The organism is Fibrobacter sp. (genome assembly GCA_024398965.1).
Taxonomy (GTDB): Bacteria; Fibrobacterota; Fibrobacteria; order Fibrobacterales; family Fibrobacteraceae; genus Fibrobacter.
In genome coordinates this window covers 34,227-47,673 of record JAKSIF010000003.1, presented here as the reverse complement: position 1 = coordinate 47,673, position 13,447 = coordinate 34,227, and the positions used below count along the sequence as shown (strand labels likewise).

The 13,447-nt window shown below is 52.1% G+C and carries 11 protein-coding genes; 5 read left to right on the top strand and 6 right to left on the bottom strand.

Features of this window, described 5'->3' with window-relative positions; translation table 11 throughout:
* The first annotated feature begins 7 nt into the window (after positions 1-7).
* Positions 8-697 carry an NAD-dependent deacylase gene (locus tag MJZ26_02025; GenBank protein MCQ2104546.1) on the top strand — a complete coding sequence of 230 codons (690 nt, stop codon included), beginning with the start codon at positions 8-10 and terminating at the stop codon, positions 695-697.
* 112 nt (positions 698-809) lie between these two features.
* Here the strand turns inward: MJZ26_02025 and MJZ26_02020 are convergent, their stop codons facing one another.
* Both MJZ26_02020 and MJZ26_02015 read right to left on the bottom strand, forming a co-directional pair.
* The gene (locus MJZ26_02020) at positions 810-1,889 is read right to left on the bottom strand and encodes an ABC transporter ATP-binding protein (GenBank protein MCQ2104545.1); all 1,080 of its coding nucleotides are present in this window, start codon (positions 1,887-1,889) and stop codon (positions 810-812) included.
* Positions 1,890-1,978: 89 nt separating this feature from the next.
* Positions 1,979-3,058: an ABC transporter permease gene (locus MJZ26_02015; GenBank protein MCQ2104544.1), complete on the bottom strand. Its 1,080-nt coding sequence runs from the start codon at positions 3,056-3,058 to the stop codon at positions 1,979-1,981.
* Positions 3,059-3,113: 55 nt separating this feature from the next.
* Between MJZ26_02015 and hflX the strand changes: the two genes are divergently transcribed.
* The gene (gene hflX / locus MJZ26_02010; protein ID MCQ2104543.1) at positions 3,114-4,484 is read left to right on the top strand and encodes a GTPase HflX; all 1,371 of its coding nucleotides are present in this window, start codon (positions 3,114-3,116) and stop codon (positions 4,482-4,484) included.
* 28 nt (positions 4,485-4,512) lie between these two features.
* Entirely contained in the window at positions 4,513-5,094 is a 582-nt protein-coding gene (locus MJZ26_02005) for a phosphatidylglycerophosphatase A (protein ID MCQ2104542.1), read from the top strand.
* Between the two features lie 30 nt (positions 5,095-5,124).
* Here the strand turns inward: MJZ26_02005 and MJZ26_02000 are convergent, their stop codons facing one another.
* Both MJZ26_02000 and MJZ26_01995 read right to left on the bottom strand, forming a co-directional pair.
* Positions 5,125-7,452: a UvrD-helicase domain-containing protein gene (locus tag MJZ26_02000; protein ID MCQ2104541.1), complete on the bottom strand. Its 2,328-nt coding sequence runs from the start codon at positions 7,450-7,452 to the stop codon at positions 5,125-5,127.
* Positions 7,453-7,552: 100 nt separating this feature from the next.
* Complete coding sequence (locus MJZ26_01995) at positions 7,553-8,119, bottom strand: fibrobacter succinogenes major paralogous domain-containing protein (GenBank protein MCQ2104540.1); 567 nt, start codon at positions 8,117-8,119, stop codon at positions 7,553-7,555.
* Between the two features lie 141 nt (positions 8,120-8,260).
* Between MJZ26_01995 and MJZ26_01990 the strand changes: the two genes are divergently transcribed.
* Both MJZ26_01990 and MJZ26_01985 read left to right on the top strand, forming a co-directional pair.
* A complete protein-coding gene (locus MJZ26_01990) occupies positions 8,261-9,844 on the top strand; it encodes a hypothetical protein (protein MCQ2104539.1) in 1,584 nt (527 codons plus the stop codon).
* Positions 9,845-9,935: 91 nt separating this feature from the next.
* Positions 9,936-11,063 (top strand): hypothetical protein, encoded by a 1,128-nt coding sequence (locus MJZ26_01985; GenBank protein MCQ2104538.1) that lies wholly within the window; start codon positions 9,936-9,938, stop codon positions 11,061-11,063.
* A gap of 12 nt (positions 11,064-11,075) precedes the next feature.
* Here the strand turns inward: MJZ26_01985 and MJZ26_01980 are convergent, their stop codons facing one another.
* Complete coding sequence (locus MJZ26_01980; GenBank protein ID MCQ2104537.1) at positions 11,076-12,005, bottom strand: YfiM family protein; 930 nt, start codon at positions 12,003-12,005, stop codon at positions 11,076-11,078.
* 72 nt (positions 12,006-12,077) lie between these two features.
* Positions 12,078-13,307, bottom strand: coding sequence for a beta-ketoacyl-ACP synthase II (fabF, locus tag MJZ26_01975; protein MCQ2104536.1), 1,230 nt, complete (start codon positions 13,305-13,307; stop codon positions 12,078-12,080).
* Positions 13,308-13,447 lie beyond the last annotated feature (140 nt).

Here is a 13,447-nt window from a genome sequence, read left to right as displayed (position 1 = left end):
GTGTCCCATGAAAAAACGTCTTGTAGTACTTACCGGCGCAGGCATCAGCGCAGAATCCGGACTGAGAACTTTCCGCGGCAACGACGGCATGTGGGAGCACGAGAATATCGACGACGTGTGCACACCCGAAGGCTACGCCCGCGACAAGAAGCGCGTCAAGGACTTCTACAATTTCCTGCGTAAGGGGCTTCCCGAACACAAGCCCAACGCCGCCCACCTGGCCCTGGTAGAACTGGAAAAACGTCTCGGTAACGAGTTCCTGCTGGTAACCCAGAACGTAGACGACCTTCACGAACGTGCCGGCAGCCGCCAGGTTCTCCACATGCACGGCGACCTGAATCGACTGACCTGCGAAAAGAATCCAGAGCATCGCTTTATGTACAAGGCCGACGAGACCATGGAAACCCGCTGCCCCTTCTGCGGAGCCATGAGCCGGCCCGACATCGTATTCTTCGGCGAGCAGCCCCTGTACATGGAAGAAATCCAGCAGGCCCTGATTGAATGCGAAGAATTCGTATACATCGGAACCAGCAGCGTGGTCTACCCCGCCGCCGGATTCAAGAGCATAGCCAAGCGCTACGGCGCCAAGGTTACCTGCCTGAACCTAGAAGTACCCCAGTACGATCCCGATACGGACGTATGTATCCAAGGCAAGGCTACCGACATCGTTCCCAAGTGGTGCAAGGCATTTAAGTAACCTGTTTCGCCATGCGAAAAGAGACCGCAATAAAATGCGGCCTTTTTTATTTCAAGATTTTCGTGCAGCACAAGGATTCAAGCATCCTGCGACACGATCATAAAAACCAGAGTTAAAGTTTGCGGAAACAGAAGGCAATATGGCCGAAAGCGTCTTGCACGTTTCCAATGCAAGGCGGTCTTTGCGCCGAGCGGCAGCCAGCCTGGAGTTCTTCGCTTCCACAGGAACAAACTTCACAGCGGTCTGCAAATCGGCAACCGGCGACAAAATCCCTCGGGTGGGGAACAGAACCGGGAATGGATCTTAGGTTCTTCATCTGGCTGTGGCTTTCAGGAATGGCAGCCAACAGCCCCTGGGTATAGGGATGAAGAGGTTCGTTGATGACCTGGTCCACAGGGCCCGTCTCCACGATACGCCCCGCATACATGACCGCCACGCGGTCCGCATACTGGGACACAATGCCCATGTTGTGCGTAATGAGAAGAACCGCAGTACCGGACTTGGAAGCCATTTCCTTCAGGACAGCAAGAACCTGAGCCTGTACTGTCACATCCAAAGCGGTGGTAGGTTCATCAGCGATAATCAGGTTGGGCTTAGCAAGAAGCGCCATCACAATACATACGCGCTGGAGCATGCCACCGGAAAGCTCATGGGGATAGGAATCAAGCACTCGATTGGGGTCTGAAAATCCTGCTGCAGCTAGCTGCTGACGGATGACCTCAAGGCTTTCTTCCTTCTTGGACTTTTCACTCCTCAAAACTTCAAGAAGCTGCTTCTTGATGGTCAGTACCGGATTGAGAGCCTGCATGGGTTCCTGGAAAATACAGGCAATCTTGGAACCGCGATATTTCTGCAATTCAGCAATAGGCAGTTTAACCAAGTCTACTGCACTGGATTCTTCCTCAGAGGAGGAGTCGCTCAGAATGACGGAACGGTTAAACAGAACTTCGCCGCTAACAATCTGGGCGCTGGGCTGCGGAAGCAATCTCAGGATGCTCATGGCGGTAACACTCTTGCCACAGCCAGACTCCCCCACCAGCGCAAAGAATTCACCGGGGCGGATATCAAAGCTGACCTTGTCCGTCACCTGCAAAGGCTTTCCTTCCTTACAGATGAAAGTACCTTTCTTGCCCTTGGAAAAACCAAAGGCAACAGAAAGATTTCTCACCGATAGGACTGGAGCGATGTTCATATCATCCATCTATTCTTTATTCCGCGCGAAGCGCCATATTAATTGTTCACGTTTAATTATTCACGGTTCATTATAAAATGCGAAGCGTTTTATTCATACCGGTCTCCGGACTTGGGATCCATTGCATCACGGACACCTTCTCCCACGAAGGTGGTCAAGAGCAAAGTCACAAAAAGAGCAGCCACAGTGCTTACCGAAATCCAGGGGGCGTAAAGATTGTTGAGGCCCTGGCTCATCAGTTCGCCCCAGCTAGGTGTAGGCGGCTGAAGTCCAAAGCCCAAAAAGTCCAGGGAAGTCAAGCTACCGATACCGCCGATAAGGGTAAAGGGGAACAAGGTCACCACCGGGGTCATGGCATTGGGCAGAATTTCCTTGAAGAAAATATGACGATGGCTCATGCCAAGAACCTTGGCGGACTGCACATAGGTCATGTTGCGAAGCTTCAGGAATTCCGCACGCATGTAGTAGCTCAAGGAAATCCAGTTGAACGCGGCCATGATCAAGATCAATAGCCAGAAGCTTCGTCCGTAGATGCTTCCGATCAAGATTACCACATAGAGCATAGGTAACGACGACCAGATTTCAATCATGCGCTGCATGCCCGTATCCCAGAACTTACCAAGGTAGCCCTGGATTCCGCCAATGACAATTCCCAGCAAGGTGCCAAGAACAGTCAAGAGCAAGCTAAAGCTGATACAAATTCTAAAGCCGTGAATGAGGCGGGCCAGCACGTCACGGCCGTTGCTATCGGTTCCCAGCCAATGCTTTGCACTGGGGGCATATGGAGGAGTACCATCATCGTCAAGATCCGCCTTCAGGGGATCATGTGCAACAGGAGGCATAATTGCCCACGTCTCGGGACAGCCCCCGGCGCGGGTAAAACCTTCGGCGGCATCTTCCTCGCACTCACGAACATCGGCAAAAAGCTTGGCATAGTCCTGCTCCGTATCGTAACTGCCACCGAACTCCTTTTCGCTGTACTGGACAAATGCCGGGAAATAAGTCTTGCCTTGATAGCGGAGCACCAGAGGTTCGTCGTTCACCGTCCAAGGACTGGTCAACGAAAGAAGATAGGCAACCACCAGGACAATCAAGGAATAGAACGCCCGCTTGTTCTTGCGGAAACGTTTCAATCTATTCTTGGTCTCTGTGGTAAGACGGATTTTCATCTTTGGGCAATATAAAAAAATAATCCTGTTCAAAATTTTTATATTGGATTTTTGTATGCGCAGACAAGATAACCAGAGAAACCGAGGAAACGACCCGGAATTCAACCGAGGGCTCGACAGCGAGCATGCCGACGAATTTTCCAATGATTTCCACCCCCGCGAAAAGAAATCCCGCGGGGAACGTGGGCTTAAGGAAAATAAGGTCCAGAAGGAACGTTGCATTCTAGTCGGAATCGCCACTCCCAAGGTTCGTCCCTGGCTTGCCACCGAACAATTGGCGGAACTTGGCCGCCTGGCAGAAACCGCCGGCGCCGAAGTGGTGCAAAGTTTCTTGCAGCGCGTTCAGCAGTTCAACGCCGCCACCCTCATTGGCGAAGGCAAGGTAAACGAAGTCAAGCGTGCCCTGGAAGAAAACGACGCCAAGATGGTGGTCTTCGACGACGATTTGAGCGGATCCCAGGTGCGCAACCTGGAAGCCCGCCTCCCCGGAATCAAGGTGCTGGACCGCACTGGTTTGATTCTTGACATTTTTGCAAAGCACGCGGTCACGGCCGAAAGCCGCCTCATGGTGGAAGTGGCCCAGCTGCAGTACATGATGCCCCGCCTGACAGGTGCGTGGACTCACCTATGCCGCCAGCATAACGGCGGTATCGGAACGAAGGGTCCTGGCGAAACCCAGCTGGAAACGGACCGCCGAATGATCCGCAAGCGAATCCAGGAACTGAAGAAAAAGCTGGAAAAAATTGAGGACGCCCGGGAGCAGCAGGCCGAGAACCGCAACGACATTTTCCATCTGGGAATCGTGGGCTATACCAATGCGGGCAAGTCCACCCTCACCAATCGCCTGACCGGCGCCGACGTCTATGTGGAAGACAAGCTTTTCGCTACACTGGACAGCACGACCCGTAAACTGTTCCTGGAAGGCGAGAACATTATTTTGTCTGACACCGTGGGATTTATCCGCAAGCTCCCCCACAACCTGATTGAAACCTTCAAGAGCACCCTGGGAGTTGCCGCCCACGCCGACTGTATCCTTGAAGTGGTTGACGGAAGCGCCCCCGACTACCGCGAACATCTGGAAGTGACCCACAAGACGCTGCAGGGCATTATCAGCCCCGAGACGCCCCGCCTCCGCGTATTCAACAAGGTAGAAACCTGCGACGAAGCCCGCCGTAACGAACTGCGTGAAAATTACCCTGAGGCAATTCAGGTCAGCGCCAAGGAAAACATCGGCATGGAACTGCTGCGCACCGCCTTCAAGGAACAGCTGGCCGCCTGGCACAAGAAGCGCGAGGCCGCTGCCGCCCAGATCAAGGAAGAAGTGGAATCGCCGTGGCCCGCCCACCCCGCCGAAAGCATTTCCGACAAAAGCTTCAACAGCAACCGCGACGAAAACTACCGCGAGCCAGGAATTTATATTGATTGATGTTTGAAGTTCTAGATGCAAGGTAATTATGAACAAGGAAGAACTTAAGGAAAAATACGGCAAGAAGCGCGTACCTCACCAGTGGCGCGGTACGGACTTTGTTTCCGCACAGATTTGTACTTTCTTCGGTTCTGGAATGAGCCCCAAGGCTCCCGGCACCATGGGAAGTTTGGCAGCCGCTATCGTAGCCTACCCCATGGCTCTACTGTTTGCAAAGATCGGATGCCCGGACTTGACCTTCGCGGGATACAGCGCAGGCTTGAACATTGCCTTTCTTGCCGCCGCCCTCATTGTCTTTTTTGCCGCCATCCCTTTCGTAAAGAAAGCCATGAATGACACCCAGACAGAAGATCCGGGCTGGATCGTCATTGACGAAGTGTGCGGTATTTTCATGTCCGTCGCTTTCGTTTCCACGGCAAGCATCCTGGCACACCCCTGGATTTTGGGAATCGCATTCGCCCTGTTCCGCTTCTTTGACATTCTGAAGCCGCTGGGCATCCACAAGTTCGAAGCTTTTCCCGGAGCATGGGGCGTTATGGCAGACGACTTGCTGGGCGGTGTTTACGCCGGCATCTTGATGTTTGCACTGGTTGCAGCTACGGGACTTTAATCCCGCAACTGTTTTCACACCTTTTTGAAATTATTCTTCGTCTGAAGAATCTATCCGTTGTAGCGGATAGTCGAATTGGATTGCCCTGTGGGTGGTAATCTTGTCAAATTTGATTTCGTAATAGAAGTTCTCCGTATCAACGCCAACCACGGTTCCCTCACCCATGATCTTGTGGAACACGCGATCACCCTCGGCAAACTGGGCCATAGGAGCCTTTTTGCCAGAAACCCCATCCACACCGGATCCGTCTAAATCAAGATTATCTAGACTTTCGTTCAATTCGCGCTCGCTATCTACCTGGGCAATGTGCTTGCGGGCCTCCTGGTACCATTCGTCGCTGAAGCCGCGGGCAATATCCAGTTCGTCCATGTTCATTTCCAACAAGAACCGAGACGGATAACGGCACTGCACATCGCCACCGGCGCTGTCTTCGGCATCACTCATGCAAAGGACATTCTCGGCGCGGGTAAAGGCCACATAAGCAAGCCTACGCTCCTCTTCTAGCTGGATTTTGTTCTTTACCCGCTTCACCGGGAAACAACCTTCATTCAGCCCGCAAACAAACACATAGGGGAACTCCAGCCCCTTGGCGTTGTGGATGGTCATAAGCTGGATTTTATTCTTGCGGGCATTTTCGGCGGCGTCACCACTTTCGGAATTAGCGTCAGCGGAACCATCCGTATCCGCATTGGTAAACAGCACGATGTTTTGCAGATACTCATCCAGGGTAGCGTCTTCCTCGAAATTCTTTTCGAACTCCATGACACCCTGCTTCAATTCAGCAAGATTGCTAAGTCGGTCATCGTCTCCATCCAGGCGGAGCATTTCCTCGTAGCCCGATTCGCGAAGCATCTTGGTCAGTACATCGCTAACAGCCATGTCCTTATAGGAAGAACGGAACTTCTCGATAAGCTTTACAAACTCCCCTACCTTGGTACGGGCCATGAAGGCGGCACAGTCCAGCTCCGGCTTATCTTCCGTATTCTCCACGGCGGCATTTTCCGCCTCGGCAGCCACATAGATTTCAAGCAGGGCGTCGTAAAGAGAGAGCCCACGGCTAGCCGCATAACTCTGCAAGACTGCCTGCTTCTTGGGACCGAACATGCGCTTGGGCGTATTCACCACACGCATAAAGCTTAGGTCATCGGCATACACAAGCATACGCAGATAGCAAAGCACATCCTTCACTTCCTGGCGCTGGTAGAAACCGATACCGCTATAGACCTTGTAAGGAATTTCAGCACTCATCAAGGCTTCTTCAACAGAACGGGACTGGGAATGCATGCGGTACAGAACCGCGATATCCTTGTAGTCCACCCCGTTTTCCACCGCCTGCTGGACACGTTCAACAATCCACTCCGCTTCCTTACGGGTATTCTTGGCGTGGTAGAAAACAGGAGTCTTGCCACCGGCACGCACGGGCTTCAAAACCTTCTGGATACGGAATTCGTTATTCTTGATGACAGAATCCGGGACCTTTAAAATGCTAGGCGTAGAGCGGTAATTGTTCTGCAGAAGAATAGTCTTGCAGCCTTCATGATGGCGGTCAAAGTCAAGAATACGGTTTACATCGGCGCCGCGCCAGGTGTAAATGGTCTGGTCCGGGTCACCAACCACAAACAGGTTCTTGTGGTAACTGCTAAGCAGTTCTGCCAACTGGTATTGCTGACCGTCAATGTCCTGGAATTCATCCACCATGATATACATCATGCGCTTGGCCCATTTTTCCAATTTCTCCGGGAATCGCTTCAGGATATACAACGTCACCAGGATAAGATCGTCAAAATCTAGGGCAAAGTTCTTGCGCTGCTCATAAAGGTAACGGTAATAAACCTTGTGCCACTTGTCTGGCGCAGAATCAATCAATTCCAGCAGGGCCTCGCCATCCTTTTCAGCGAACATGGAGACATAATCTGTTTCCATGGCCTTGCGACCACCGATAAAATCCATGACGCTACTGATCTTCAGGTCGTTCAGGTGCAAGCCCAGTTCGGCATAAGCCTTCTTCAGCAGGGATTTCTGGTCGTCCTCATCCAGGATCATGAATTCCTTGGGATAGTTCAGCACATGGATATCTTCACGCAAAAACTGAACACAAAAGCCATGGAACGTGGAAATGTAGCCGGAATCGTCACCCTTCAACATAGTACGGATACGGGACTTCATTTCGCCGGCAGCCTTGTTGGTAAAGGTTACGCAAAGAATGTTGCCGGGGGAAATTCCCAGTTCCTTGGCCAGATACAGGTAACGATGGGTTAGCGTACGGGTCTTGCCTGAACCAGCCCCCGCAATCACGCGAACAAAACCCTCCGTAGTCTCTACGGCAAGGCGCTGTTCCGCATCTAAGGAATCAAGCATTTTCTGAAAATCGGGAGCTGACTTAAAATCCGCGTTCATAGTGCACAAATGTAAACTACAAAAAGAAAATCGTCAAGTCCCAAAGCAAATTCACTGCTATCTAATTCTTCAGGCAACGCACGGAATACATGTTGGAGCTGATATCGAAGTCGCGGCTAAAGTCACCGGGAGGAGCAAGGTGCCATCCATAGGCGTCGCCATCCTCTTCGGTTGCGCTCCAGAAATGTGCCGAGACTCCCAAATCCATGAAGGAATCCGTAGCCTTCCCTGCAGGAACAACATCAAAGCCGTACCTATCGGAGCCATCCCACTTGTCTCGTGACTTGAGGCTCACCCAGGCGGCTTCCTTGCCGTCGCTATCTTCGATAAAGGTCTTGAACATGGTCCACTCGTCGTTTTCAGGCAGGTGCCAGCCCGCAGGACAAGCCCTGGTTGCCGCTTCGAACGTATAAAGTCGGCCGTATTTCTTGCAATTTTCTTCGGAACCCTCGTAGCACTCGCTACCCTTGGACTTGAAGTTCAAGTTTTCGGCCATCCAAGTTTTTGAACCGACTATCACGGTTCGGTAAACTTTTCCATCGCGACCGTCTTTAAATGATCCCGTAACCGGCAGGGCCACGGCAAACGTCGACAACATTACCACCAGTGTAAAAAAGCTCTTTTTCATACTCCAAATTATACAAAATAACCTTTTTTTTGTGTGTTTTATCACCATTTTTAATTTACTAGGGGTGCAAAAATACACGAAACTAACTAAATTTGCGGTTGTGAAATTCACAACACCAAATCCTATAAAAGGAGAATTAGAATGAACAAGATGAAGCTTTCTGCAATTGTCCTCGGCATCGCTGCCGCTGGCGCACTTGCTCAGAACGCCCCCGCAGCAGCTCCCGCTGCTGCTCCTGCTGCACAGCCCGCTGCCGCTGCTCCTGCTGCCGCTGCTCCTGCTGCTGAAGCTCCCAAGGCTGAAGCTGCCGCTCCGGTTGCTAACGCTGATTCCGTAAAGGCTGCTGAAGAAGCCAAGAAGGCCGAAGAAGAAAAGGCCGCTGCTGAAGCCAAGAAGGCTGAAGAAGAAAAGGCTGCTGCTGAAGCTAAGAAGGCTGAAGAAGAAAAGGCCGCCGCCGAAGCCAAGAAGGCTGAAGAAGAAAAGGCTGCTGCTGAAGCTAAGAAGGCTGAAGAAGAAAAGGCTGCCGCTGAAGCTCAGAAGGCTGAAGAAGCTAAGACCGCCGAAGCTGCTCCTGCAGAAGACAAGGGTGAAGTTTCCGCTGCTGCTGGCAACGCTCTCGACATGCTCAAGGCTAGCATGAACGAAGAAACCTCCGCTGCTCAGATGGAAGTTAAGTTCTCTGGTGAAGTCGAATTCGACGCTTACACCAACGACGTTCTCGCTGACGAAGACCTCGGTCACAACTACTCCACCACCGCCGACCTCAACATCGACGTGAAGTTCAACAACAAGTGGTCTGCACACTTGGGTATCGAAGCCGACGACGCAAACGAAGCTCCGGGCTTTGGCTACAATGGTGCATTCGTTCAGTACAAGCCGGCCGACTTCTTCGCTGTTAAGTTCGGCGACCTGACCTTCTCTGAAGGTGCATTCGTTGCTTACTATGGCTACGATGATCCGACCTACAATGCTGCTGGTATGAAGGAACACGACATCCGCGGTATGCAGATCGAACTCGCCGGCCTTGAACTGGGCATCGGCTTTGGCCGTAACGGCAACGACGAACGTTGCTACGCCGATAACAACTTCGGTTGGTGCAACGGCGCTAACTACAACGCTCACGTAGCATACGAATTCAACTACGCTGGTCAGCACCTCCGTCCGTATGTGGACTACAAGTCTTACCAGACTGAAGAACACAACGAACTCCATGCCGGTATCGACGCAGGCCTCACCATCGGTGGCTTCAGCTTCCGCGCTGTCTATGGCTTCCATGCTGACTTCCTCGGCGACGACGACGACGACAAGAGCCTCGCTGGCGACGCAGACATCACCTCTGCTGCACACACCATCTTGGCTGAACCGACCTTCGACGTAAGCATGTTCCAGATCAAGACCTCCTTCTTCATCGCATTCACCGATGACGGAGACCTCGGCAACCAGGAATATGCAGGTGAAATTCCTGAATGGATGTTCATCTACGCTGAACCGGCTCTCAAGCTCGCTGGCTTCATCAAGCTCGGTATTCCTGTTGAATACCACACCAACACTCTCGATGACGACGCAAGCGTTGAAACCCTCGACGTTGGCGCTCGCTTCTACATGAGCCCGGTTGAAAACCTCAACATCACCGCTTTCGGTATGCTCGACATCCCGATGGGTGACGACAACGATGATGCAGACACTGCTCTCCGCTTCGGCGTTGAAACTGTCTTCAGCTTCTAATAAAACGGCTTAAGACTCGTTTTGAGTAAAAGTCCCTGGTTTTTCAACCAGGGACTTTTTTTAAATTTGCAGAATAATGCAGGATAAATCAATGGCTACAAAGCAGTTTCTATGTTCCGCCGCAGCAATGGTCTGCGCCCTGTCCTCCGGATCCTACGCCCTGGAAATTTCCGGCAACATGGAATCCAAGGCATACGCCACAACCGACTTTGAAGATAGCGACGTTCTCCACACCCTGGACACCGACCTAAACTTAGCCATCAGCCATAGATTCAACGAAAAATGGTCCGCAACGCTCAAGCTTGAAGCAGAGGGTACTTTCGCCAAGGCGGCAGCCCTTTACGATGGAGCCTTCATCCAATACTCCCCTAGCCCCAATCTAGCCTTCAAAGTTGGCGACATATCCTTCACAGAAGGCGCCATCAAGTACTACCTATACGACGATGAGGAAAAATTCGCAGCAGGCATGCGGTCCCACGACATTCGCGGTTTTGAAATCAATGCCTACGGCTTACAGATTGGTGCAGGATTTGCAAGAGGAAAGAACGACGAAAACGGAAGCGATGGAATAGGCTTTGAGACCTACGATGTTCACCTTGCATACCAGCTCAACATCGGGCGGCAAGCCCTGCGAGCCTTCGGAGACTACAAGAGCCTGCAGGACAAACACCTCAATGAACTGCACTCCGGCATCGAGGCAAACCTGTTGTTCGGTGGCTTTGGCCTTCATGCAGTCTACGGGCTCCATGCAGACCAGCTTAGCGAAAGCGAGCCCAAGGCAACGCATGTCATTCTTCTCGAGCCGAACTTCGCCTACGGAATGTTCAGCATCAAGGGCAGCGCCCTATACTCCATCGTAGACAGCCGCAAGCTCCCCACGGTCCATGGCTGGAACCAGGATTACTATACCTTGATGAACCAAAAGTATGAGGTTCCGGAATTCTTCTTCGCCTATCTTGAGCCTGGCATATCCTTCAACAATTCCATTGCATTAGGCGTTCCCGTAGAATTCCATACCAACACGCCAGTAAGATACAAGGACGTTTCCTACGAGACCATCGAAACGGGGGCCAGGCTTTACCTCACGCCCGTCGAACATCTTGATATAACGGCTGTTTCCATGGTCAAGATTCCCATAGGCGACAAGGAAGAGGTATTCAACAACTCCAAGGACAACACCAAGATTTCCTTTGGCGCCGAAATGCTGTTCAGCTTCTAGGCCGAACTTCTACTAAAACTTGATGGGATAAAGCAGATACCAGTGGACTTCTGGATACACCTGAACGGTGGGTGCCGGAAGCTTGAAGTAATTCAGCCACTTGATAGCCTGTCTTGCCATGCGGCTCTGAGGGCGGAAGGCCTCCAGGTCGTAATCCAGAGCTATATAGACTTCGCGATGAGGCGTCCCCTCGTAATGCTTGATGAATACGCCATCGTCGATACTTAGGCCCGCGGCAATAGCAAGCCAGCTAGGATAATACTTGCGGGCTGCAGCCGGCAGCAAGCGATACGGTTTAAAGCTAGCCCAGTAGGTCTGGTTCACGTAGTCGTCTGTAAAGACTCCATTGGAGGCGGCGTGTTCCCAACGATAGTAGGCCTTGGAATTGATCCAGTAGCTCCACTTCAAATCCACATACTTGAACAGAGGGACATAGCGCTCCGCCATAGGCAGGAAACCGCCCAGGGAGCCCGACAGAACGTCAAATATGCTGAAACCCCACTTGGGAGCAAAACCGTCCTTGATGTCGATAGCAATATGAGTCGACATGGCGGACAAACCGGCGTACAAGTAGGAGTTGAACTCGGATACACCGGCCCAGCGGTACCCTTCGTAGAACAGTTCACCCATGGCCACGCCGGAAGCAAAGTGTCCGAACTTGTCCAGATTCAAGGCGTAATCAAAGTCATTCTCGAAGTGGAAATCACTTCCCTGGTCGCCCCACCAACCCTTCGCAAACACAAAGATGTAGGCGGCACCATAAGCCGTGGCTGTAAGGCCCACAACGGTGGCGAGCCTGGGCACGGAGATTTCACTCTTGATGTCTGTAGAATCCTCACTGCGATAATCCCAGGTAGAATCACGCCAAGTCAGCGGATCACCAGGAGCAGCCTGGACGGAAACCGCACAGAGCATCAGCAAGGAAAGGATTAGTACCGACAAATTTTTCACGGGCACAAATATAAAAAAACGCCTGCATCCATGCAGGCGCTTTCTAGAAAAATTGATTTTCTCTTAGTCCTTAGCGAGAAGAACAACGCTGTTGTGGCCACCGAAGCCGAAGCCATCGGACATGGCATAGCGGAAGGAGTGGCTGGTGTTCTTGTTGGCGCAAACGTCGAAGTGGATGCGTTCGTCCTGGTTGAACACGTTGGTAGTAGCGTGGATCATCTGGTTTTGGAGGCTCTTGATGGTGATGATGGCTTCGAGAGCACCTGCAGCACCGAGAGCGTGACCGATCATGCACTTGGAGGAGTTGATCTTGAGTGTGTCGCGGAGGCCAAACACCTTTTCGAGAGCGGAGCATTCAGCAACGTCGCCCAGCGGAGTGGAGGTACCGTGGGTATTGACGTAGCCCACTTCGGAAGCCTGGATGCCAGCTTCGCGGAGAGCCATTTCAATAGCCATGCGAACGCCTTCGCCATCTTCGCGAGGAGCGGACATGTGGTGAGCATCGGCGCTCATGCCAACACCGGCAATGCGAGCGAGAATCTTTGCACCGCGCTTCTGAGCGTGAGAAAGGCTTTCGAGAACGAGGACGCCAGCACCTTCACCAATGACGAAACCATCGCGGTCAACATCGAAGGGGCGGGAAGCGGTGGTAGGATCGTCGTTACGCTTGGAGAGAGCCTTCATGGAGCAGAAGCCTGCAACAGCGACTTCATTCACAGTTTCGTCGGCACCGCCAGCCAGCATGATGTCGGCGCGGCCAAGACGGATAGCGTCAACGGCGGCGGCGATGGAGTGGTTGGAGGTTGCGCAAGCGGAGGTCACTGCGAAGCAGGGGCCCATCCAGCCAGTACGGTTGGAAACTTCACCTGCCGGCATGTTGGTGATGGACATAGGGATGAAGAAGGGGGAAACGCGGCTAGGACCACGGTTTGCAAGAGCAACGCAGGATTCGTTGTAAATCTTCATGCCACCGATACCAGAACCGATGATAACACCGGCGCGGCTAGGATCTTCTGCAGCAGGATCAATGCCAGCATCGGCCAGTGCCTTGTATGCAGAGTAGACGGCGTACTGGATGGCGCGGGAGTAGCGGGACTGGTCACGGGCGCTGAAATATTCAGAGCTGTCAAATTCGTTAACAGATGCAGCAAACTTGGTAACGTAAGCAGTGGTGTCAAAGCGATCGATCATGGAAATGCCGGACTTACCAGCCAGCAAATTGTTCCAAAGAAGATCAGGGGTGTTGCCAAGGGCAGAAACGCAGCCCATACCAGTGATTACAACGTCTTCCATATCAGACTCCTTCAATTTTTTGAACCAAATATAGTAAACGAAAAACTTACGTTAAAGTGATTTTTATGGTACTTTACGTCAATTTTTGATAAATAAGCCAAAAAACTAGACGAAATGCATCAAATCAAGAACTACCCAAA